General features: G+C 65.1%; 20 protein-coding genes and 1 pseudogene. 10 read left to right on the top strand and 11 right to left on the bottom strand.

Annotated features, from left to right (window positions below):
- The first annotated feature begins 22 nt into the window (after nucleotides 1-22).
- The 6 genes from AB4Y79_RS20240 to AB4Y79_RS20215 all read left to right on the top strand — a co-directional run bounded on the left by AB4Y79_RS20240 (nucleotide 23) and on the right by AB4Y79_RS20215 (nucleotide 5,917).
- Complete coding sequence (locus tag AB4Y79_RS20240) at nucleotides 23-289, top strand: hypothetical protein (protein ID WP_441865728.1); 267 nt, start codon at nucleotides 23-25, stop codon at nucleotides 287-289.
- Nucleotides 290-631: 342 nt separating this feature from the next.
- Nucleotides 632-1,912, top strand: coding sequence for an alpha-hydroxy acid oxidase (locus AB4Y79_RS20235; protein ID WP_441865725.1), 1,281 nt, complete (start codon nucleotides 632-634; stop codon nucleotides 1,910-1,912).
- Nucleotides 1,913-1,928: 16 nt separating this feature from the next.
- Nucleotides 1,929-2,837 carry an ABC transporter substrate-binding protein gene (locus AB4Y79_RS20230; protein ID WP_441865723.1) on the top strand — a complete coding sequence of 303 codons (909 nt, stop codon included), beginning with the start codon at nucleotides 1,929-1,931 and terminating at the stop codon, nucleotides 2,835-2,837.
- Nucleotides 2,838-2,843: 6 nt separating this feature from the next.
- Nucleotides 2,844-3,893, top strand: coding sequence for an amino acid ABC transporter permease (locus tag AB4Y79_RS20225; RefSeq protein WP_441865721.1), 1,050 nt, complete (start codon nucleotides 2,844-2,846; stop codon nucleotides 3,891-3,893).
- Nucleotides 3,890-4,657: an amino acid ABC transporter ATP-binding protein gene (locus AB4Y79_RS20220; protein ID WP_441865719.1), complete on the top strand. Its 768-nt coding sequence runs from the start codon at nucleotides 3,890-3,892 to the stop codon at nucleotides 4,655-4,657. The genes AB4Y79_RS20225 and AB4Y79_RS20220 overlap by 4 nt, the downstream gene beginning before the upstream one ends.
- Nucleotides 4,658-4,717: 60 nt before the next feature.
- Nucleotides 4,718-5,917, top strand: a complete 1,200-nt coding sequence (locus tag AB4Y79_RS20215; protein WP_441865717.1) for a virginiamycin B lyase family protein — start codon at nucleotides 4,718-4,720, stop codon at nucleotides 5,915-5,917.
- Between the two features lie 662 nt (nucleotides 5,918-6,579).
- Here the strand turns inward: AB4Y79_RS20215 and AB4Y79_RS20210 are convergent.
- Nucleotides 6,580-7,098, bottom strand: coding sequence for a MarR family winged helix-turn-helix transcriptional regulator (locus tag AB4Y79_RS20210; protein ID WP_441865714.1), 519 nt, complete (start codon nucleotides 7,096-7,098; stop codon nucleotides 6,580-6,582).
- Nucleotides 7,098-7,514 (bottom strand): SRPBCC family protein, encoded by a 417-nt coding sequence (locus tag AB4Y79_RS20205; RefSeq protein WP_441865712.1) that lies wholly within the window; start codon nucleotides 7,512-7,514, stop codon nucleotides 7,098-7,100. Before AB4Y79_RS20205 ends, AB4Y79_RS20210 begins: the two co-directional genes overlap by 1 nt.
- 354 nt (nucleotides 7,515-7,868) lie before the next feature.
- On the opposite strand from AB4Y79_RS20205, the gene AB4Y79_RS20200 reads away from it, so the two are divergent.
- Nucleotides 7,869-8,942 (top strand): methyltransferase, encoded by a 1,074-nt coding sequence (locus tag AB4Y79_RS20200; RefSeq protein ID WP_441865794.1) that lies wholly within the window; start codon nucleotides 7,869-7,871, stop codon nucleotides 8,940-8,942.
- A 52-nt stretch (nucleotides 8,943-8,994) separates the two neighbouring features.
- Here the strand turns inward: AB4Y79_RS20200 and AB4Y79_RS20195 are convergent, their stop codons facing one another.
- From AB4Y79_RS20195 to AB4Y79_RS20165, 7 genes are all read right to left on the bottom strand, one after another.
- Nucleotides 8,995-10,557: an HD domain-containing phosphohydrolase gene (locus AB4Y79_RS20195; RefSeq protein ID WP_441865709.1), complete on the bottom strand. Its 1,563-nt coding sequence runs from the start codon at nucleotides 10,555-10,557 to the stop codon at nucleotides 8,995-8,997.
- 57 nt (nucleotides 10,558-10,614) lie between these two features.
- On the bottom strand, nucleotides 10,615-11,370 hold the full coding sequence (locus AB4Y79_RS20190) for a hypothetical protein (RefSeq protein ID WP_441865706.1): 756 nt from the start codon (nucleotides 11,368-11,370) through the stop codon (nucleotides 10,615-10,617).
- An 84-nt stretch (nucleotides 11,371-11,454) separates the two neighbouring features.
- Nucleotides 11,455-12,204 (bottom strand): SDR family oxidoreductase, encoded by a 750-nt coding sequence (locus AB4Y79_RS20185; protein WP_441865704.1) that lies wholly within the window; start codon nucleotides 12,202-12,204, stop codon nucleotides 11,455-11,457.
- A gap of 298 nt (nucleotides 12,205-12,502) precedes the next feature.
- Nucleotides 12,503-12,766 (bottom strand): hypothetical protein, encoded by a 264-nt coding sequence (locus tag AB4Y79_RS20180; protein WP_441865701.1) that lies wholly within the window; start codon nucleotides 12,764-12,766, stop codon nucleotides 12,503-12,505.
- A 769-nt stretch (nucleotides 12,767-13,535) separates the two neighbouring features.
- Nucleotides 13,536-15,194 carry a thiamine pyrophosphate-binding protein gene (locus AB4Y79_RS20175; RefSeq protein WP_441865698.1) on the bottom strand — a complete coding sequence of 553 codons (1,659 nt, stop codon included), beginning with the start codon at nucleotides 15,192-15,194 and terminating at the stop codon, nucleotides 13,536-13,538.
- A 334-nt stretch (nucleotides 15,195-15,528) separates the two neighbouring features.
- The gene (locus AB4Y79_RS20170; RefSeq protein WP_441865695.1) at nucleotides 15,529-16,113 is read right to left on the bottom strand and encodes a hypothetical protein; all 585 of its coding nucleotides are present in this window, start codon (nucleotides 16,111-16,113) and stop codon (nucleotides 15,529-15,531) included.
- Between the two features lie 48 nt (nucleotides 16,114-16,161).
- Nucleotides 16,162-16,665, bottom strand: a complete 504-nt coding sequence (locus AB4Y79_RS20165) for an Lrp/AsnC family transcriptional regulator (RefSeq protein ID WP_441865692.1) — start codon at nucleotides 16,663-16,665, stop codon at nucleotides 16,162-16,164.
- A 93-nt stretch (nucleotides 16,666-16,758) separates the two neighbouring features.
- Here AB4Y79_RS20165 and hisC point away from each other — a divergent pair, with 93 nt between their 5' ends.
- The 3 genes from hisC (at nucleotide 16,759) to AB4Y79_RS20150 (ending at nucleotide 19,603) form a co-directional block, all read left to right on the top strand.
- Nucleotides 16,759-17,856, top strand: a complete 1,098-nt coding sequence (gene hisC, locus AB4Y79_RS20160) for a histidinol-phosphate transaminase (protein WP_441865689.1) — start codon at nucleotides 16,759-16,761, stop codon at nucleotides 17,854-17,856.
- A 45-nt stretch (nucleotides 17,857-17,901) separates the two neighbouring features.
- The gene (locus tag AB4Y79_RS20155; protein ID WP_441865686.1) at nucleotides 17,902-19,314 is read left to right on the top strand and encodes an amino acid permease; all 1,413 of its coding nucleotides are present in this window, start codon (nucleotides 17,902-17,904) and stop codon (nucleotides 19,312-19,314) included.
- Nucleotides 19,315-19,405: 91 nt separating this feature from the next.
- A complete protein-coding gene (locus tag AB4Y79_RS20150; RefSeq protein ID WP_441865801.1) occupies nucleotides 19,406-19,603 on the top strand; it encodes a hypothetical protein in 198 nt (65 codons plus the stop codon).
- A 30-nt stretch (nucleotides 19,604-19,633) separates the two neighbouring features.
- Here the strand turns inward: AB4Y79_RS20150 and AB4Y79_RS20145 are convergent.
- Together AB4Y79_RS20145 and AB4Y79_RS20140 are read right to left on the bottom strand one after the other, a co-directional pair.
- Nucleotides 19,634-20,860, bottom strand: a pseudogene (locus AB4Y79_RS20145) (endonuclease domain-containing protein); the annotation flags it as partial.
- Nucleotides 20,782-21,174, bottom strand: a 393-nt coding sequence (locus tag AB4Y79_RS20140) for a hypothetical protein (protein WP_441865799.1), incomplete at its 5' end; no start/stop codon positions are given. The gene AB4Y79_RS20140 and the pseudogene AB4Y79_RS20145, both read right to left, overlap by 79 nt.

The raw sequence follows: 21,174 nt of genomic DNA, 5'->3' as shown, positions 1-21,174 counted from the left end.
CCACCAACGAAAGCAGCTTCCCTTGATTACCTTGCACCAGGACGCCGACGGCTTTATCCGGATGAGCCGGCATTACCCGGCCAGCGTCCGCATCCGGATCACTTTCACCGATGGCAGCACCGGTGAGTTCTCCGGCCGGACCCTCAACAACGCCTACGATGCTGCGCTCGCGGAATTCCGGGCGAAGAATGGTCTCGATGCGCGGGGATTCAACCGTGCCCCGGCCGGCCGGACCAACTCCGGCAACACAGTGGATTACGTTCCCGTGCACCCGGGCATGGGGGACTAACTCAGGCCAGCTGCAGCACCCCGCCGTCGAGCGTCACGTCGGCGGCGTCCCCGCCCCAGGGGCGGACGTTGCGGAGAACCAGGGTCATGGGTGCGGTCCTGTCGTGCAGCAGCGGTAGTCGCCGGCACGCCGGGTCCCATCCAGTGTGCCGGCGGCAGGGTCGGTTTCCAGTCTATGGCGGGCGAGGATCCGGCCAGGGCCAGGGCCAGGGCCAGGGCCAGGGTGCAGTTGCGGGATAGGCCGAAGGTCTCTGCCGCACGCCGGAATTGTGCGCTGTAATCAGAGTGGAGCAGCTGCCGGAGTCCCGCGTTGGGGTTGAGGCATGCAGCTGGAAGGACCCCCTTGAAAGTCAGCGAAGCCAGGCAACTCGTACAGGTCAAGGCACCTGTATTCTCCAGGCAGCGCCGGGTGCTGGCCAACGCATTCAGTGTGGAGGAGTACCGCAAGGCGGCCCGGCGGGTCCTGCCCGGTGGGATCTTCGACTATCTCGACGGCGGCTCCGAGGACGAAGTGACCCTCCGCCGCAACCGTGCCGTCTTCGACTCGTGGGCGCTCATGCCCAGCTGGGGACCGGTATCCGGGCCGGACACCAGCACCACCCTGCTCGGGAAGGCCAGTGCGCTGCCCCTGACGCTGACCCCTACCGGTGCAACGCGCCTGTTCCACCCGGAGGGGGAGTCGGCCGTCGCAGCTGCGGCGGACCGTGCGGGCATTCCCTATGGACTTGCCGGGCTCAGCACCGTGCCCATGGAGACTATCGCGGCGGACAGCCCCGGGCTGGACCGCTGGTTCAACATTGGGCTGACCCGGGACGCCCAGGTGTTGAAGGACAAACTCTCCCGCTGCGATGCCGCCGGATTCACTACGCTGATTGTCGGCGTCGACACCCGTGCGCTCGGTGCCCGGGAACGGGACCTGCAAAACGGCTTCACCGCCCCTCCGGCGCTGACGCTTTCAACCATCGCGGATATCGCGCGCCGGCCGGCTTGGTGGATCAACTTCCTGAGGGCGGACGGCATCAGCTTCCCCAACCTGGATTCCCGCCGTGCCGCCGTGCCCTCCGTGGTCACTCCCGCCATGTGGCAACAGCTCCTGGGCCATTCGGATGCCACCAGCGGGTGGAAGGAACTGGAGGCGCTCCGCCAGGCCTGGCACGGCAAAATAGTGCTCAAAGGGTGTGTCAATCCCGGCGACGTTGCAAAGGCCGCAAGGATCGGCCTGGATGCCGTCCAGTTGAGCAACCACGGCGGCCGCCAGCTCGACCATATGCTCAGCCCCATGGATGTGTTGCAGGAATCGCGTCAAAAGGTGGGTGATTCCCTGGAGATCTACGTGGACTCGGGAATCCGGCGCGGCAGTGACATCTTGAAGGCGCTGGCGCTGGGAGCCGACGCCTGTTCGGTTGGCAGGGCTTATCTGTATGGGTTGGCGGCTGCCGGATCGCCCGGAGTGGAGCGCATCATCCAGATATTGGCGGATGAACTCAGGCGTACGATGACGTTGGTGGGCGTTTCCAGCATTCCTGAGCTGCAAGCTCGGGGCGGCGAGATACTCCGTGACATTCGCCGTTCCAGCGAAATCCTTGCAGCAACAGCATCAGGCACGAATCTCGAAGATCACTGAACAGCTAAGGAAACCCATGCGCACCCGATATATTTTCCCCGTCCTTACCATCGGTACGGCGCTCGCGCTCTCCGGATGCGTTGACAACAGCCAGCCGGCCGCCACCGGCTCGGCAGCGGCCAGCGCTTCCGCCGCCGCCGTCGATGTCAAGAAGGATGATGCCATTGCCGCGGCCCTGCCCGCGAAGATCAAGAATGCCGGGGTGCTCAACGTCGGCATGGCCAACAACTACCCGCCCAACGAGTTCAAGGACGACAATGGGGCGCCCGCTGGCTGGTCCGTGGACCTCACCAACGCGCTGGGCAAGGTGATGGGCCTCAAGGTCAACTTCGATATCGGCACGTTCGACAACATCCTGCCGGCCGTGCGCGGCGGCAAGGATGACATGGGCATGTCCTCCTTCAGCGACACCATCGAACGCGAGAAGCAGGTGGACTTCGTCAATTACTACTCAGCCGGTATCCAGTGGGCGGCGCCCAAAGGCAAGACCGTGGACCCCAACAACGCCTGCGGACTCAAGGTGGCCGTCCAGGCAACCACCTACGAGGACACCGATGAAGTGCCCAAGAAGTCGAAGACCTGCACCGACGCCGGGAAACCGGCCATCCAGATCTTCAAGTTCGATGCCCAGGACCAGGCCACCAACGCCCTGGTGGTGGGGCAGGTGGACGCCATGAGCGCCGACTCGCCCGTGACCCTGTATGCGATTTCCAAGACCAAGGACAAGCTGCAGACCGCCGGCGACGCATTCGAGGTGGCCCCGTACGGGATCCCCGTGGCCAAGGGCAGCGACTTCACTCCCGTCCTGCAGAAAGCGCTCCAGTCACTCATTGACGACGGCAGCTACACCAAAATCCTGTCCAAGTGGGGAGTGGAAGCCGGCGGAATCAAGAAGGCGGATCTCAACGTGGCAGCCAAGGGGTAACAGGACATGAGCAGGCCGGAAACCGACGGAATGACCGCGGCGGACCCCGGCAGAGGTTCCAGGACCGTCAGTGGCCCCGCGGCTGACGATTCTCCGGCCGAGGCCATCGTCGCCATTCCGCTGCGCCACCCCTGGCGGATCCTGATCGCCGTGCTCCTGGTGCTCGGTCTGGCGGTGTTTGTGCTGGACGCAGCCCAGCGCCCGGACTACGGCTGGGCGGACGTGGGCAAATACATCTTTGACCGCCGGATCAGCCAGGCAGCGTGGGTGACGTTGTCGCTGACCGTCTACGCGATGATTGGCGCTATCGTGATCGGTCTGCTGCTGGCCATCATGCGCCTTTCGCCCAACCCGGTACTGAAGAACATCGCGTGGCTCTACATCTGGATTTTCCGGGGCACCCCGGTGTACGTGCAGTTGGTCTTCTGGGGCCTGGTGTCCCTGATCTATCCGGTGTTCACGGTGGGTATCCCGTTCATGGATCCGTGGGTCACCATCCCCAACGCGATCTTCACGAACCTCTACATCACCGCCGTGATCGGGCTGGGACTGAACGAGGCCGCCTACATGTCCGAGATCGTGCGCGCGGGGCTGCTGTCCGTGGACCGGGGCCAGGAGGAAGCGGCCACGGCGCTGGCCCTGTCCTGGGGACAAACGATGCGGTTCGTGGTGGTGCCGCAGGCCATGAAGATCATCATTCCGCCAACCGGCAACGAGGTGATCTCGATGCTGAAGACCACGTCGCTGGTGGCGGCCATCCCCTTGAGCATTGACCTGTACGGCGTATCCCGTGGTATTTCCGCGGTGACCTTCACCCCCGTTCCGCTGCTGATTGTCGCGTCCCTGTGGTACCTGCTCTTCACGTCGGTCCTGATGGTGGGCCAGCACTTCATTGAAAAGCGGTTCTCCCGCGGCACCGGGCGGGCGGATACCGGCAGGCAGTCGCCGACGTCGGGAACGGCCCAGGCGGGCACGGCACCCGCGGCGATTCCCGGGACCCCGCTTCCGGGGGCGCCCGGCGCCCCGCTTGGCAATGACTTTGGAGGCAAAGGATGACGGGCGTGCCGATGGTGCTTGCCGAGAAAGTATCCAAGAACTTCGGCGCGAACAAGGTCCTGCGCGGGATCAGCCTGGAGGTGGGGCGCGGCCAGGTGCTGTGCATTGTGGGGCCGAGCGGCTCGGGCAAGTCGACATTCCTGCGCTGCATCAATCACCTGGAACGGGTGGACGGCGGCCGCCTGTCGATCGATGGTGAATTGGTGGGATACCGGCAAAAGGGGGGAAAGCTGTATGAACTGAAGCTCTCCGAAGCGGCCTTCCAGCGCAGGGAGATCGGGATGGTGTTCCAGCGGTTCAATCTCTTCCCCCACCTGACTGCACTGGAGAACATCACCCTGGCCCCCATGCGGGTCAAGGGCCTCTCCAAGGCCAAAGCCACTGCCCGGGCCACTGAGTTGCTGGAGCGTGTGGGGCTGGAGGACAAGGGTGGCGCCTACCCCGCGCACCTGTCCGGCGGCCAGCAGCAGCGGGTAGCCATCGCCCGCGCCCTGGCCATGGACCCCAAACTGATGCTCTTTGACGAGCCCACCAGCGCCCTGGACCCGGAGTTGGTGGGGGAGGTGCTGGAAGTCATGAAGGAACTGGCCGGGAGCGGCATGACCATGCTGGTGGTGACCCACGAGATGGGTTTTGCCCGCGAGGTGGCGGACACCCTCGTCTTCATGGACGAAGGCGTGGTGGTCGAGGCCGGGCCGCCCCGGCAGGTCCTGACGAACCCGCAGCACCAGAGGACCAAGGAGTTCCTCTCCAAAGTCCTCTGACGGCCGACGGTAGGATCGGAGGACTGCCGCGGGGGTCGGCAGGATTCTTGGGGGAACACCGTGATTCATCAGCCGCTCCGCCGTGCCGCAGGCGCGGTCTCTTCTGCCGGGATGGCACTGCTCGCCACCGCCGCGCTCGTCCTTGCGTCCGCCGCCGATTCCAAGGCGCTTGACGCCGTCGGCCAGCCGTTGGGCATTGCCACCGGGCCGGACGGCACCCTGTATGTCAGCGACGATGCCTATGCCGGGGCTGTCAACGCCTACGCACCGGGGGAGACCGCGCCGTCCCGCACCATCAAGACCGGGCGCGGTCCTACCTCGCTGGCGGTGACCCCGGACGGGACGCTGTACGTGGCGCAGAGCGAGGGCGCGCAGTCCCAGATCGGCGTGGTGGCCCCGGGCGCGGGCGAGGTGTCCCTGGTGATGAAGGTGTCTTACGGCACGCACTGGCTGGCCGTGGGGCCGGAAGGATCGCTGTACGTGGTGAACCCGGACGAGGATTCCGTGTCCGTGGTGAAGGCCGGCGATGCGTGGGTCCAGCGGACAATCCAGGCCGGCCCGGATCCGGTGAGGCTGGCGGTGGCCAAGGACGGGACGGCCTACGCCGCCAACGAACTCGCGGGCACCGTGACCGTGATTCCGGCCGGTGCGCCGTGGCCGTCGCACACCATTGACGTGGGCGCCAAGGCCCACCCGCATGGGATTGCCGCCGCGCCGGACGGGACCGTCTACGTGGCCAACATCATGACTAACGATGTGGCGGTGATCGAGCCTGGCGGAACCACGGTGGCGCGGCGGATTCCCGTGGGGCAGGCGCCCCAGGAGGTGCTGGCCGCTGCGGACGGGACGGTGTACGTGACCAACAGCCTGGACGATACTGTGTCGGTCATCCCGGCCGGGGCGGCATCCGCCACGCGCACGGTTGCCGCGGGCGATGATCCCGGCCGCATGGCCCAGCGGGGTGACGGGTCCGTGGTGGTGGTCAACAGGCACAGCAGGTCCCTGACAGTGCTCGACGGCGGACCGGCCGGCGCCGTTGCGGTGCCCGCCATAGGTGGGGAAGAGCCAGCTCCACCGGCCGACGGCGGCGCGTCAAATGGTGCCGCGATCGCCCAAGCGTCGTTCGACGTGCCGGTTGCGGCGGTCGCCGCGGGAGCGGGTCTTGGGCTCCTCGCCAGCGCCGCGATCCTTGTCCTGGTGCTGCGGCGGCGCAGGAAGATCAGCGGCGCGGACGCCGCCGAGGTGTGGGCGCTGGACTAAGCCACGCTCTCCGGCTGGGATGCCGGGCTGGCGGCCGGGGCGAACTACTGCGCGCACTGCCTCGATGCGAGGAGGGCGAGGTCGTGGATAAGTCGCCGGACTTCATGCTCCCGGTTCCTGGCCCTGGACGGCTGGCCTTGGATGGGCGTGAGTTTTGTGCGCGGGGGAGCAGGAACCGGCCGCCGGGACGTCACCGGTGCCGCGTGTTGCTGTTCTTGGGACGCAGGTGGATGACCGGGGCCGGCGTGCTCTGGTGCACTGGCCTCGTTGCAGCTGTGGCCTGAAGATTCATCCGCGATTGTCACGATGGTCCTCCTGAGCGGGCTTGTGTGAATACCCTAGGGAGCAGCACCGACGCGGGGAAGGGCATTTATCCAAAGATGGGATAAATTGCGCGAATCTTGAGAGTCATGTGGATCCGCCTCAACCCCGCAGCCCCGCCTAGAGGACCGTTTCTGAATTGCGGCTGCTTTCCCCGTAGTACGACCGAAGGCCGTGCTTTACGCCGAGTCGAATGATCCAGTACAACAGCGTTGCACCAATAGCCACCGGCACAACAAAGACGGCTGCGTTCAACAGCATCCAGGCAACGTCCACAATTCCCCCAAATGTGAGTTTCTCCAAGCCTCTCACAATGCCTCTCTGCGGGGTGGCCTCTCCGCTCAGGCGCGCGGTGAACGGCCCTTCTTTAGGAGCCGCACGGGTGCCTCGTCAGGTTCCGGACGGTCGCCGCCAGTCGTTGTTGGCGGCGCGGTAACGTCAGGATGGGCCAAGCGGCGGAGCAGGGATACTGCATCGTCCACGGGCACAGGCTCGAAGAACTTGGCGTCAGCGAGCTCGACGGCGGCGATGGCGCGCGGGGCCAGCTCGGCTCCTGCATTCGTGACGCGGAGTCGCTTGGCCCGGGTGTCCGCGGGATCGACTTCCCGTTCGATGAGTCCCTTGGCCTCCAGGGCGCGGAGGACCTGGGAAGCCATCTTGACGTCGGTGCCCGCCTGCCGTGCCAGGGCCAGCTGGTTCGGGTGCTCACCCTGGTTGTTGAGCCACCACGCGCAGGCGAGCAGCACGAATTGCACGTGGGTAAGATCGAGCGGCGCGAGGGCTGCGGCGATGTCCCGCTGCCAGCGCAGCGTCGCGTGCCAGAGAAGGAATCCGGGGCTCTCGCCGGGTTCGAGCGGCATCAGCTGCCCGCCATCCTGACCAGCGCAGCCATGGTCTCGGGCCAGTCGGCGGTGATGCCGGGCCCAATCTGGGGTCCGGCCTCGTCGGCGCCGTTGCCGGTGATCTCCATCCGGTACACCACACGGATCCGGCCTTGGCCGATCGGGTCGATGCGGTGGGTGGTACGAAGCAGCAGGTCACCGAAGCGGGCCTCGTCCACGAAGCGTTCGTTTTCGACGGCCTCGGCGATGACCAGGGGGATCGGATCCTCACCCGGGGGCGTCATCAGGATCTGCGTGCCTGCCGCGAAAGGGCCGTTGATCTCGATCTTCTCGATCTCCCCGTTCCAGGCGCCCCAGGTTTCGACGTCGGACCAGAGCCGCCAGATTGCCTCGGGTGCGGCGGTTGTTTCGATGCTGTTCTCGTATGCCCACATGGTGGCCTCCTCAGTAGATGATCTATACAAAGATTATCTACGCACAGACTATCTCTTGTCCAGAGGGAATCCGCGGCACTCCTGTACCCTGACATATAGGTTCAAGGGCTTCAGCGCCCCATCGACCAAGCCCGGGTTTGCTGCCGGATGACGGTCTGGAATCCTGGCCCGTCGCCTTGGACGTCGTCGAACCGCCGCTGCAATCGGCCCTATTCGATTGCCCCCAATATCTTGGAAGGGATCTTCATCCGTACTGGCACCCCAGCTCCGGCGGGCATCCCGCCCTCTGACCCCAAACCTTCGCGCACAGTCGATGGGCCTGAGCAGGTGAACTGGATTGAGGCCGGCGCCAGCATGGCCGCGCGGTGGCGCTCGGCGAACGGCAGGCCGGCGCCGGCACGCGTCGAAGTGGTCTCCGACTCCCTCACGGCCGATGATGCTTACAGGATGGCGTCACAAGGGATCGCGATGCTCTGGCACGGTGACTTCCACAATGTGCGGCAGATCCTCAACGCCATGGACCGTCGGATAGGCGACGGAAAGAAGGTCGCTGGAACTCCGGCCGAGAAGTTCTACCGGCACCGGCAATCCCGCTCGCACCGGGCACGCATTCTGGGCCTGCTGCTGATTCCCCTGGATCCGGGCCCGGTGGTGCCGCTGCGCCGCGCACCGGATATCCGGGAAGCCGCCGCGGAAGCGTACGGACACATCGGTGAAGCGTCCGTTGTGTCCCTGCACGAGCTTGTGGGGGCCATCGGCGCCCACGAATGGCGGCGGAACGGGGTCTACGTCGATGCCCTGCAGGGCCGCATCCACCCGCACTATGGCACGTTCTTCCCCACCCGCAGCGAGTATGTGGATCTCGTGGCGGCCGCTGCGCTGCCTTCTGACACGCTGGCGTTCGACGTCGGAACAGGCACCGGCGTGCTCGCCGCCGTCCTCGCGCGCCGGGGCGTCCGCCGCGTGGTCGCGACGGACAATGAACCGCGCGCAATCGCCTGCGCCGCAGAGAATTTCCGGAACCTCGGTGTGCAGGACCGCGCCGAGGCCGTCCTGACCGACATGTTCCCGCCCGGACGGGCACCGCTGATCGTGTGCAACCCGCCCTGGATTCCGGCCACGCCGCATTCCAGCCTGGACAGCGCCGTCTACGATCCCGGGAGCAGGATGCTGTTCCGGTTCCTGAACGAACTCCCCGGCCATCTGGAACCGGGCGGTGAGGGCTGGCTTGTCCTTTCCGACCTTGCCGAGCATCTCGGCCTGCGGTCGCGCGAGGACCTGCTGACCGCCATCACAGCGGCCGGGCTGAAGGTGGCGGAACGGCTCGACACCACGCCGACGCATCCGAAGGCCTCGGACCGCGATGATCCCCTGTTCGCGGCGCGCTCGGCCGAGGTCACGTCGTTATGGCGGCTTGTCAGCCAATAGTCCCAAGAGAAGTGCCCCACCAGGCGGGCGGGGACAGCCAGGGATGGGACCGCTAGTTGGGCCTGGTCCCGTGCTCGAGCAGGCCGTTCCTGACCGCGAACAATGTGGCACCCACGCGGTTGGTTGCACCGATCTTGGTATAGATGTGCTCCACATGATTGCGGACGGTCTTGCGCGCGAGAAACAGGCTGGCGGCGATCTCGGCCGGAGGCATTCCGCGGCACAGCATGCCGAGGATTTCCACTTCCCTGAGGGTGAGCCCGGCGGGAGGAGCAGGCCGGCGGTGGGGCTGCTGGCCGGCCGCTGTGAGCACGGCGTCGGCAGCTTCGCGGCTGATCCGGCCGGCTGAAACCTCCTGCCGCAGCCGGGCAGCTGCATCTACCGGCGGAAGCGCGGGCCGGTGCGGGCGCGGCTCCAGGGAGGCCTGGTAGGAGTCCGCCGCCGCCAGGATCCGCTGCTTGATCCCCAGCTCCATTCCGCCGATCCCGCGTGGGTAGCCGGACCCGTCCAGCCGCTCATGGTGCAGGCCGGTCAGGGCCGCCTCGCCCTTCAGTCCGGGTACGCGGCTGAGGATCCGTTCGCCCAGGTACGGATGCATATGTATACGTTCCAGGTCGGCCTGGGAGAGGGGCTCCTTTTTGTCCCACACCTGGTTGGACACCCCCAAACGGCCCAGGTCGTGAACCCATCCTGCACGGCGGAGCTCCTTGACGTCGTCCGCGGTCAGCCCGTGCTCCTCGCCTGCGGCGGCTGCGAGGGCCGCGACGGCGCGGGAGTGTCCGGCCGTGTAGGGAGATTTGAGGTCTGCGAAGTCGCCGATAGCGCGCAGCACCGTGTCCAGCTGGCTGCCGGACAGGGGAGCGTCAGTGGGTGCCAGGTCAAGGGCCGCCTGCCAGCAGTCGACGTCGAGGAGCCCTGCGGTGAGTGCCTGGGCCTGGTCGATGAACAGCCCGGCCAGGGCTGGATCAAACTGGCTGCCGCGCCGCGCCCGCACCATCGCCACGGCACCGGCCACGCCCTTCTGGCGCAGGAACACCTCTGCCGTATCCGCGAGATGCATGATCCGCATTTCCAGCGGGATGTCCGGCCCCGCTATGCCCTTCGGCAGGCCCTTGCCGTCCCAGCGCTCAAAGGTGTGGGCCAGCAGCCCTGCCACGCCGCCGTCGAGCCCTACGTTGCTGGCCAACACCCCGGCGGAGATGCAGTGCGAGGCAATCATGGTCCGCACCGCGGCGCTGCCCGTCGCCGCGAAACGCGTCCAGTTTGCAACGCGGGGGAGCGGCGGGAGGCCGGCGCCGGCATGGCTGAACATGCCGGCGTACATGGGCACGCCGTGCTGGTCGCGGTTGTAGTAGTCGGCGCGGAAGGCGATATCGTCCGTGAACAAGGCGGCGAGTTCAAAGGAATCCGCATGGCAGCCGATCCAGGCCAGCTGGTTGGCGTAGTAGATCCTGCCCTGGCCGGCGGCGTCGACGCCCGCTGCCCCGGCGATCCGCACCGCCAGCAGGCAGGAACGCAGCATGTGCTCCATCGGCTGCCCCAGTCCCAGGTCGATGGCGAGCGACAGCGCGGCCAGGACTTCGCTGCGGCGGGGCGCAGCCGATGACTGCTTCACACCTGCCATTCTAGGAAGCCGCCGGCCGAGGCAGTAGGGACCGCGCGTCGTCGGCCGTTATGCCGCCTGGTTCTTCCGGGTCCGTGCCTGGACAGATCCTGGTCCGGCGGGATGGGCGGTGGACGGGAACCTGACGCCCACCTGCGCTCCGAACAGTCCACGTTGCGGAAGCCAGAAGTCCGCCAGGTGGTCCTGGACCTTGAGCGGGCCGGGCCGTCCGGCGCCCTCGCCCAGGACCGTTGCCCTGGAATCGGTGACGAGCCACAGCTGCCGGGGCTGGGCCTGGAACGTCTGGCCGTTGGGCACGCGGCCGGACATTTTCATCCGGCCGGCGCCGAGCAGCGGCCCGGCGAACGCCCCCATGGCCCTGAGGACGGGCTCGCTGCGCCACAACCTTTCGGGCATCCGCACGGCCATGGCGGTCAGCATCTTCGTGGCCGCGGAGGTGCCCAGCTGCAGGTCCCAGTCCAGGACTCCGGGGACCGTGATCACGGCGCTGGACGGGCCGCTCCAGGTGATGTCGACGACGGTTTCCACCGTGCGGTGGAACGCCAGTCCGAAGTAGCGGGCGCAGCTGAATTGCGGCGGGACGTTGGCGTAGAGGGTCCATTCGCCGCCGGGCGTGCGGTGCCAGACGGAGCGGTAGCCGGGGCCGACGGAGCTTACCGGGAAATCCCGGAACGCCAGGTAGTGGCCGCTGGCGAAGGGCAGCCCGAAGACGGCGCTGCCGGCGAAGTGCTCGGCGGGGTCCTCGGGAAGGTCGGCAAGTTTGGGTGTTGCCTGTGCTGATGACTGCGGCTGGTAGATGGTCATGGCCGCCTCCTTGTCTCTATGACCTGAGACTAGGAGCGGGCCGCGGCAGGGGCATGGGGCAAGTGCCCCATTTAGGGTTGGCTTTTACGCGGCATCGATGGCGTCGAGCCACTCCTGGAACGTTTGGCGTCCGACGGCGGAGCCCGGTGCCGGGATCAGCGCGCCTGTGCGCATGGCCTTGCCCATGGCGCCTGGGACGCGGAGCGGAATGATCCGTTTCTTCTGCCTGGTCTTGGCCAGATAGGCCGAGACCAGGTCCTTGAGCTGTTCGGTCCGCGGGCCGCCGAGGTCCGGGAGCCGTCCCTTCGGCCCGGCCTCGGCCGCGTCAACCAGGGCCGCGGCCACCTCCTTCGCCGCCACCGGCTGGGTGACCATGGTGGGCACGAAGGCCAGCGGGCCCACGGAGGCGGCCTTGATGGACATCGGCACGAACTCGTGGAACTGTGTGGACCGGAGGATGGTCCAGGGAACGCCGCCGTGCCTGACTTCGTCCTCCTGCACCAGCTTCCCGGCGTACAGTCCCGAGTTGGCTTTATCGATGCCCACAATGGACAGCGCCACATGGTGCTTTACGCCGGCCTTTTTCCCGGCCGCCAGCAGGTTCTGCGTGGCGTTGGTGAAGAAATCCACGGCTTTCTTGGTGGACATGACCTGGATACCGGAGACGTCGATGACGGTGTCGACGTCCTGGAGTGCCTGGTCGAGGCCGCGCCCGGTGACCAGGTCCATCCCTTCGGTGCGGCTGAGGCTGACTACGTGGTGCCCGCGCTCCCTGGCGATGGCCACCACGTGGCGGCCCACTGTCCCGGTTCCCCCTGCAACGGCGATTCTCATGGAAGCAATCCTAGGCCGGACCTACGACAAGAAGCCGCCGCCTTCGCTGCCGGGGACGCTTCATCAGGTGCGCTCTTGGCTGTGACGATGTGCTTGGCGTCTTCGAGGCGCCGCCAAGCGTAGGCGCTGGCGACCGACCGTAGCCACGGTCGGGCAATACTTGATCAGCTTATCTGCGCGGAACTGGTGATGGCGCGTCTGGTCATTGCGTTCAGGGCGTGGTCGTTCGCTCGGTGATGGGACTTCGGCGTCGCGCCAGTTCGTCCGGTCCCTGTGCATCATGTTCCAGACGTTGGGTTCAGACCCTAACGTCGAAGAACGTCGGATAGTCTTGGGAACCCGTGGCAAACCCAAGCATTCGGGGGTGGTTTTTCGCGTCCCAGTCGAAACCGGCGTGAACATTGTCCCGGCTGATCCGGCGCCACCGATCTATCGAAGCGACCTCATGAGGGTGCAGCGTTACCGTTGCTGATATCAGCACGAACACTTCACCGCTTGCAAGTTTGAAGCCCCCCAGGAGTGAGAAGCCCCCGTCTTCACGCACGAACAGGCGCAGGTCCATTTCTCCTTTGCCCGGTTCCACAAGGAAACCTCGTATTTCCACTGCTCTACCCTTCGGCGGCGGGGGAACCCAAACAAGATCCTTCACATCCCTGGGACTCACTGGGCCACGCTCCAAGTCCTCGGCGGGGACAATAATGCTTAGGCAGTCAGTCCAGCCGTGTGCGTTAGCTTGTGGGCGACGCCACTGATGCAAGATCCGTCCTTCACCCTCACCGGAAGTGGAGAAGTACGCGAGGTCCGGCCGATTGAGCGTTTCTTGGGTCATCCCGACCAGTTGATACCTGAAATCACCAGATTCATGAAGGCTTATTTTGTGCAAACTTGCACTGCTTCGGATGCCAACATAGACGTCGCTGCTTGTTCGGTTGGCAAACGCGCTCCAAAATGAGGATCTGGCATCCGGTTGGCCAACGCAGAACCGGAGAGGCTTTTTCTTGTTTGCGAAAGGCAAAATGTGGGCGCTTAGAATTCTGCCATCTGTTTTGATCTGGATTCCCGCCTCTTTAAGCGCCTGCCCAGAATTTACGACCGCCGTTATGGAGGGGCGGCGGATAAGCGTTCTCTTTTTGGGCTGAGGGGTTGGACTCGATGTCACCGCACAAGCATATGTTGAGTGAGGGACGCGCTGCGGTGGGCTTCCGCCGCGACATAGGTCGTGACGGTGCGCCATCACGATCATGCGCACGTATACGCCGGCATCTCAGATGAGCAGAACCAGTTGTAAGGTGACCGTAGGGGACAATTCACTCTCCCTGTGACTGTGCGAGCTAACTGGTCACCCCAGCCTTCGGTGCCTGTGAGGCCGTCATCCACTCCGTTAGCCAAGGGGCACGGACTGAGGAAGTGATCCGGCAGTCGGCCACGAAGGTTCCCTTCGCGCCGGCGTCGATCCAGTCCTGCAACGCGGACAGGTCATCAAGCGACCGGATCACCGCGGACTCAGCACCCAACGCCCGCGCCACTCCGCTGAAGTCCACCTCCGGGATCAGCATCGGCTTCTCGGTCAGCCCCTGGGAGCCGTACTGGTGGATCTCGGCTCCGTAGGCGGCGTCGTTGTAGATCACCACGATCGCGCTGCGAGCCGCGCCAATGAGCGATTCGAGGTCGGACAGGCCCATCAGGAACCCGCCGTCGCCGGAGGCCAGGACCAGGGTGCGGCCGTCCTCCAGCGCGCGGGCTGCCCCGACGGCGCTTGCGAGTCCCAGCCCGATCGACTGGAAGGCGGTCCCCACCATCACCAGGTCCTGCGGCCGCGGGATGTTCCAGTACATGGGCGCCCAACCGATGAAGTGCCCGCCGTCCTGAACCACCGTGCGACGCTCCGGCAGCACGGCGTCCAGCGCATTGGCGAGGGCCCGCGGGTCCAGCCGGCCGTCAATGGTTTCCACAGAGCCAGGCTCATGCCCCGGTCCCGCAGCCAGACGCTGGGAAGCTTCGGCCAGCCAACCGGCCACAGCCGCCTCGCCGTCCAGCAGCTGGAGCAGGCGCGAAGCAGCGGCCTTCGCATCTGCTTGAACGAACAGGTCCACCCGCGGGTTGGTCAGCTGCAGGGCGGTGTCGATCTGGATGACGGTGCTGTCCGGGCCCAGTAGGTGCCCGAACCGCATGGTGAAGGGGCTCAGGCTGGCCCCGGCCACCAGGACCACGTCGGCCTCGCCCATGAGTCCGGCAGCGGTGTCGGTGCCGAAACCGCCGGCCACGCCCAGGTACCCCTCGCCTTTGAGGAGGTTGAGCGCCAGGGCGGTTCCGGCGGTCAGTGCTCCGAGCCGGTCGGCGAGTTCGCGCAGTTCCGGGCCCGCTCCGGCGAGGTGCGCGCCCCGGCCGGCCAGGATCAGCGGCCGCCTGGCGCCGGCGAGGAGGCGGGCAACCTGCCCAAGGCCGCCGTCGACGCCGTCCGTCACCTGTGGTGCCGCCGGTTCCGGAAGGTCGTCGTCCGCAGCCTCGAGTACGGCGAGATCGTAGGGGATGGCGAGCACGACGGCGGTGCGCCGGGTGAGTGCGTACTCCACTGCCTGCCGGGTGACGGCGCCCGCGGCGTCGCGTGTGACGGTGAAGGTGGCCGCGCCGAGGCCGGCGGCGATGGCGGCCTGGTCCACGTCCCAGGGCCGGGCGCCGCTGGTGGGGGCGTCCCCGGTGACCAGCACGACCGGGATCTGCGCTTGGACAGCCTCGGCCAGGGCGGTGAGCGCGTTGGTGTAGCCGGGACCGTAGGTGGTGGTGCCCACCGCGAGCCGGCCCGAGGTCCGGTAGTAGGCGTCGGCGGCGGCGATGGCGGCGCCCTCATGCCGGACGGGGGTGAAGCGGAGGCCCTGCTGCTCGGCGGCGTCCAGGAAATAGACGTTGCCGTTGCCCATGACGCCGTAGACGTCGCTGACATAGCTGCTGAGAACCTGCGCCACGCGGCCGGAGACGGTGAGAGTAGTCATGCAGGCATCGTGTGGCCTAGCCCACAGATCGGCAAGAGACGAGATTTCGGCTGGGACTTTTGGCAGCAGGAGAGCGAGGAAGTGACAAAACGCCCAGCTACGCCAATAACGTAAAGTGGCAATCACTCTCTTAGTTGAGGTGCTTCAGTAGACCGGGCTCACCCGTCGACATCCTAAATGTGAATGCCAAATCGCTGAGGGACCATCCGGTGGCGCCACAAAGGTATGGCTGCTGAGCTCACGAGCAGCAGCCATACCTTTGGAATCAGCGAAGCCGAGCAATTTCGTGCAGTCGTACCCTCACCTAGACAGCCAAGGTCACATACTCCGGGTATCAGTTCTTTTTGAGGTTTACCGTCGTGGTGGTTCCAAGTGCACTGACCTTATAGCTGATGCTGCCGCCTTCGTATTTGAATTCCTTTGTCGCGTCACTGGATGCGAGGAGGGCCGACTTGGTGGCGTCGACATCCCGTTGTGACGTCCAAGTGTAGGGTTCATTGGCGCCGGTGGGGCCAGCGAACGTTCCGACCCAGTAGATCGAGGTCGTATTGCCACCGTCGGAAACCCACTCGATGGTCATCTTGTCGGCGGTGATGCTTGCCTGCTGGTACGACTTCTCGCTGTTCGGGTTGCTCTGCTTCCAAGCGCCAGTCAGGTCGGGGACCTTCGGAGCCTCGGGCGTCGTCTTAGAGTCGGAAGCACCGCCTGTGGTGCTTCCTGCTCCGCCGCACGCCGTCAAGGCAAGAACGGCCACGAGAGCAAGAGATGCAAAGGACTTTTTCAAGGATTCCCCCAAATAGAAATAGGTAATTGATGCATCGAGAATCATATGCCGGGAGACCGCCGGTGGACGCACGCAGAACCATGAGCCGCGCGTGCCAAAAATTGGGATATTCTGTTGCGGCAAAATTGCAGACATTCACAGCGCCTCTGGTTGGGTCCCTCATGGATCGGCATGTCACCGCGTTTAAACTGGCGGGCGGGATTCCTGTTCCGAAAGCCGGCTGATGAGGCCGTCGTAGCGGGGCGGCATGAGTTCCAGGATGGAGATGGCCGTGCTGGTCCGCTCGATCCCGTCGATCTCCAGGATCTCGTTGGTGATGCGGTAGAGGTCGGCCGTGCCGCGCGCCACCACCTTGGCCATGAGGTCCGCGTCCCCGGTGGTGGCGTGCACCTCGATGACCTCCGGGATCGCGGCGAGCCCGTTCTCCACCGAGCCGGTCCGGGTCTGGCTGATCGAGAGGGACAGGAAGGCCATGAGTTCGTAGCCCAGGGCGGCGGGGTCCAGCCTGCGGCTGAAGGAGCGGAGCGCGCCGCTGCGCTCCAGCCGTGCCAGCCGGGCGTGGACGGTGTTGCGGGCGACGCCGAGTGTCCGGGAGAGTGCCAGGGCGCTGGCTTCGGGGTCCTTGTCCAGGGCGAGGATGATCCGGCCGTCGAGGGAATCGAGGGTGCGAGAGTTTGTGATGGTCATATTTTCACCCGAGGTACTAGAAGTTGAGCAGAAGTCCCAAGCACCGGAGCCTACCTTGCATTGTGGTCCGGGTCACTTCCATGATCAGACCTCATGACCAGTGATCAGCTTGTGGCCGTTCCCGAAACTGCGTTGCCCACCCTTCGCGGCGCGGTGACCGGGCTTCCGTCCTACGTCCCGGGCCGGCGCAGCGCCGGCGCGGACATCGCCGCCCTCGCCAGCAACGAAAGCCACTACGAGCCCCTTCCCGCAGCCATCGCTGCGGTGACTGACGCGGCCGGCAGGATGAACCGCTACCCGGACATGGCCGCCGTCGAACTCCGCGAACGGCTTGCCCGGCACCTGGGCGTCACCGTGGAGGAAGTGGCGGTTGGACCCGGCAGCGTGGGTGTCCTGCAGCAGATCATCACCGGACTGTGCGACGCCGGGGATGAGGTGGTGTTCGCATGGCGCTCCTTTGAGGCGTACCCCATCCTGGTGGAACTGGCGGGAGCCCGGCCGGTCCGCGTCCCGCTTGACGACTTGGAGGGACACGACCTGGACGCCATGGCCGCGGCCGTCACCGACCGGACCAAGGTGATCCTGCTCTGCACGCCCAACAACCCCACCGGCGTCCCGATCAGCCACGAGCGCCTCGAGGCCTTCCTGCAGGGTGTCCGTTCGGACGTTCTCGTGGTGATCGACGAGGCATACGTGGAGTACGCCGACACCGGCGGCGGCCCCGACTCCCTGGCGCTCTACCGCCAGTACCCGAACGTCTGCATCCTGCGCACCTTCTCCAAGGCCTACGGACTCGCCGGCCTGCGCGTGGGCTACGCGGTGGCGGCACCGGCCGTCGCCGAGGGACTGCGCCGGACCGCCCTGCCCTTCGGCGTGAGCGCGCTGGCCCAGAAGGCGGCCATAGCGTCGCTGGACGCGGGGGAGGAGATGGAAGCCCGGGTCTTCGCCGTGAAGCATGAGCGCGTACGGATGGCCGCTGAACTGGAAGTTCAGGGCTGGAAGCTGCAGCCGAGCCAGGGCAATTTCCTGTGGATCCGCGCCGATGCTGCGCTCCTGGCGACGCTGGTGGACGCGTTCAATGGCGCGGGCATCATGGTGCGGACGTACCCGGGCGACGGCGTGCGGATCACCGTTGCCGACGCCGTCTCCAACAACCGCGTGCTCCGGCTCCTCGCAGCCCACGCAGCCTGAACTCTTTATCCCCAACAGTTCCACCTACAACCAAGAGGAATCCCCATGGAACAACAGACAAAGACGTCTGCCCGCCCACTCGGCGCGGCCCTCAAACCCCGGCAGCTCACCATGATGGGCCTGGGCAGTGCCATCGGCGCGGGACTGTTCATCGGCTCCGGCGCGGGCATCCAGGCCGCCGGACCGGCGGTCCTGATCTCCTACCTCGTGGCTGGCACCCTCATCATCCTGGTGATGTGGGCGCTCGGCGAGATGGCCGCCGCCAACCCGGACAGCGGCGCATTCTCCGTCTACACCGCCAAGGCCTACGGCCCGGTGGCCGGTGCAACCGTCGGCTGGCTGTGGTGGCTGCAGCTCGTAGTGGTCATCGCAGCCGAGGCTCTCGGAGCGGCAGGCCTGCTGGCCACCATCTTCCCGGCGCTGCCGGTATGGCTGATGGCTTTCGTGTTCATCGTGGTGCTCACCGCCGTGAACCTGACCAGCGTGAAGAACTTCGGTGAGTTCGAGTTCTGGTTCGCCCTGCTCAAGGTGGCGGCGATCGTCGGGTTCCTCCTGGTGGGTGCCGCGCTGCTGTTCGGCTGGCTGCCGGGCGTGCAGTCGCCGGGCCTGGCCAACTTCACGGGTGCGGGCTTCGCGCCCAGTGGTTTCGCAGGGATTGCCACGGCGTTGTTTGTGGTGGCGTTCGCGTTCGGCGGCACCGAGATCGTGTCCGTGGCTGCAGCCGAGACCGCAGAGCCGGCCCGCAGCGTGAAGAAGGCAGTCCGGACGGTGCTGTGGCGCATCCTGGTGTTCTACATTGGCGCGATCTTCGTGATCGCAGCGGTGGTTCCCGTGGGTTCGGCGGGTCTGAAGAGCCCGTTCGCCGCGGTGCTGGACGCCGCCGGCATGCCCGGTGCGGCCACCGCCATCACACTGGTCGCCGTCGCAGCACTGCTCTCAGCACTCAACGCCAACCTTTACGGGGCTTCTCGGATGGCGTTCTCCCTGGCCGAGCGGGGTGAAGCGCCGCGTTGGCTCGCTTCCGTGTCTAAGGCCCGGGTGCCGGTGGTGTCGGTCCTGGCCAGCGTCGCCTTCGGCGTTGTCACGGTGGTGCTGGAGTTGGCCTTCCCGGAGAAGGTGCTTCCGGTCCTGCTGAACATCGTGGGCTCCACCTGCCTGCTCGTTTGGACGTCCGCGCTCCTGGCCCAGCTGGCGCTGCGCCTCCGGGCCGACCGCGACGGAACGGCGCTTCCCCTGCGGATGCCCGGCTTCCCGTGGCTGACAGTAGTTGGCCTGGTTATCTTGGCGGCGATCTTTACGGTGGGCTTCATCGGCGAAGATTCCCGTCCCCAGCTGCTCAGCACTTTCGGGCTTGTGGGACTCCTGACGGTGGTTAACTGGCTGAACCACCGGAGGCATGACGTTCGGCCGGATGCCGAATCTTCGAGCAGTGAAAAGGAACTGGTGCACATCGACTGACCCAGACACTCTGAACAATTCCAGAGGTACAGAATCAACCAAGGGCGCGTTCGGCTTGAGCCGAACGCGCCCTTGACGAATGCGAGAACCAATGGACGGCCCCTTAGGCAGCGACCATGAGTCCCTCGTCGTCATCATCATCATCGATGCTGCCAGATCTTGGTTCTTCAACAAATGGGGCGTCGTCGCCTCCATGGCAGTCGGCCTGGTCATTGTCAACCTCGAGCGTTCGGATATCAGGTTCGATCGCACCACCTCTCCGGACGTACTCCGCCGCCCTCAACAGTGAGCTGATGTTGTCGCGAAATAGGCCCAGACCACGATTACAGTCGGGGCAAAGAAGTCCTCGGATGCACTTCCCGCAGGAGAGTGTTCCGGGACAGCAAGCGTGGTCATGATCTATGGACAAGCGACGACCGTCCGGCCCTGCGGTTGCTGGGCAAATCGCACAAGTCCCTCCCTGGGCCTGTAAGAACGATTCGAACTCGACAAGGCTGATGCCGTACTTTGCCTTCTTTTGCGCCGACGCGTGGCAACGCCTGCATCTATGATTCAGTCCGTCGCTGGACTTGGAGTTCCTGCTGAAGTCAGCTTCGGGTTTCCACTCGCCGCACGATGGGCACAACTTGTTACCAGAAGCATCGCGTAAAAGTACTAGGCGACCGCGGTTCGGAGTTCCCCTAAGGGGGACCAGCTCCTGGCCTAGGTACTGCTGGCGCCAATGGTGGCGACAGTATCCATTGCCGTCCGGAGCATCAAGGTACCGGCATCCAGGAAATTTGCAGGGAGTAGACACACCCCTCTTCCTGCTCGTCTTCAATGGTGTCAGGTGATCCCCGCGCCGCTGCTGGGCGTAATGGCCACCACAGAGTTTCAGCGCCTTGTTCTTGATGGAGCGCCCGCACGCTGACCCTCCATCACCAGGAGCTATGCAAGGTCCGTCCGGAGTGTTGATGCGGCGGATTGCTTTAAGATTCCCGGTCTTGCGGTACTGCCGGTCGTGTGGGCCACAGTAGCCGGAGCCGTACTGTGCCTTACGGTCACAAATGGGGGAACCATCTTGCCCGGGTCCCTTGCAAAAGGAATCAGGAACCGGGGCAGGCTTCGGCGCTATGGCACTTAGCCACCCCCTGCGCTTTAGCTGGTCGTAGTGTGACTTGCAGACGCCATCATCCTGTCCGGGCTCCCGGAAGTAGACCCGACGGCCACAGACCTCATCGCTATGGCCGGGACCCACGCAAGGAGCCTTGCTTTTCCGCGTCCGCAAAGGAACTAACTCACCGTTCAAGCGCAATTGACGGTCGTGAGAGGCGCACAATCTGGCCGATCGCTTTACAACCGGGTTGCCGCACTTCGCCTCTCCGTTCCGACCGGGCCCAGCACAGGTCGGCCAAAGGTCATCTGACTTTATGCCGTCCAGGGCTGAGTTAGGGGAATTTAAAAATGATTGGGTGGCTCCATCGAAACCTAAGTGGTTTTGTGCAGATAGTTTACGTCGTTTCGGATGATCGTTATTACGTTCCGTGCTATTTGTTCCGGAAGCCATAGTAGTCCGCCTCTCTTTTCGTGGGCCAGCAACGCCTGATCTGCGATGCTGCGAATAAACGTATCAGCGATTTTCCAGAATGCAACCCTGTAGTTTTCTGCGGCTGCGCGCCGTGTATCCCGAGCAAATGTATTGATCGGCAAACCGCCCCACCTTCCGGTTGGGGTGTAGATATAAAACATGAYTTTGAGGAGGTGTTGAAGGTTGGGGTGTAGATATAAAACATGACTTTGAGGAGGTGTTGAAGGTTGGGGTGTAGATATAAAACATGACTTTGAGGAGGTGTTGAAGGTTGGGGTGTAGATATAAAACAT

It is taken from the genome of Pseudarthrobacter sp. YAF2 (assembly GCF_052113345.1).
Lineage (GTDB): Bacteria > Actinomycetota > Actinomycetes > Actinomycetales > Micrococcaceae > Arthrobacter.
This window is presented reverse-complemented; position numbering and strand designations above follow the sequence as displayed.

What these genes read in the sequence shown, in the direction of transcription:
- AB4Y79_RS20230 (WP_441865723.1), top strand. Translation starts at nt 1,929, where the DNA reads ATGCGCACCCGATATATTTTCCCCGTCCTTACCATCGGTACGGCGCTC.
- AB4Y79_RS20225 (WP_441865721.1), top strand. Translation starts at nt 2,844, where the DNA reads ATGAGCAGGCCGGAAACCGACGGAATGACCGCGGCGGACCCCGGCAGA.
- AB4Y79_RS20220 (WP_441865719.1), top strand. Translation starts at nt 3,890, where the DNA reads ATGACGGGCGTGCCGATGGTGCTTGCCGAGAAAGTATCCAAGAACTTC.
- AB4Y79_RS20210 (WP_441865714.1), bottom strand. Translation starts at nt 7,098, where the DNA reads ATGCCGCTCGAACCCGGCGAGAGCCCCGGATTCCTTCTCTGGCACGCG.
- AB4Y79_RS20205 (WP_441865712.1), bottom strand. Translation starts at nt 7,514, where the DNA reads ATGTGGGCATACGAGAACAGCATCGAAACAACCGCCGCACCCGAGGCA.
- AB4Y79_RS20200 (WP_441865794.1), top strand. Translation starts at nt 7,869, where the DNA reads ATGGCCGCGCGGTGGCGCTCGGCGAACGGCAGGCCGGCGCCGGCACGC.
- AB4Y79_RS20190 (WP_441865706.1), bottom strand. Translation starts at nt 11,370, where the DNA reads ATGACCATCTACCAGCCGCAGTCATCAGCACAGGCAACACCCAAACTT.
- AB4Y79_RS20185 (WP_441865704.1), bottom strand. Translation starts at nt 12,204, where the DNA reads ATGAGAATCGCCGTTGCAGGGGGAACCGGGACAGTGGGCCGCCACGTG.
- AB4Y79_RS20180 (WP_441865701.1), bottom strand. Translation starts at nt 12,766, where the DNA reads ATGGACCTGCGCCTGTTCGTGCGTGAAGACGGGGGCTTCTCACTCCTG.
- AB4Y79_RS20175 (WP_441865698.1), bottom strand. Translation starts at nt 15,194, where the DNA reads ATGACTACTCTCACCGTCTCCGGCCGCGTGGCGCAGGTTCTCAGCAGC.
- AB4Y79_RS20170 (WP_441865695.1), bottom strand. Translation starts at nt 16,113, where the DNA reads ATGTCTGCAATTTTGCCGCAACAGAATATCCCAATTTTTGGCACGCGC.
- AB4Y79_RS20165 (WP_441865692.1), bottom strand. Translation starts at nt 16,665, where the DNA reads ATGACCATCACAAACTCTCGCACCCTCGATTCCCTCGACGGCCGGATC.
- hisC (WP_441865689.1), top strand. Translation starts at nt 16,759, where the DNA reads ATGACCAGTGATCAGCTTGTGGCCGTTCCCGAAACTGCGTTGCCCACC.
- AB4Y79_RS20155 (WP_441865686.1), top strand. Translation starts at nt 17,902, where the DNA reads ATGGAACAACAGACAAAGACGTCTGCCCGCCCACTCGGCGCGGCCCTC.
- AB4Y79_RS20150 (WP_441865801.1), top strand. Translation starts at nt 19,406, where the DNA reads ATGGACGGCCCCTTAGGCAGCGACCATGAGTCCCTCGTCGTCATCATC.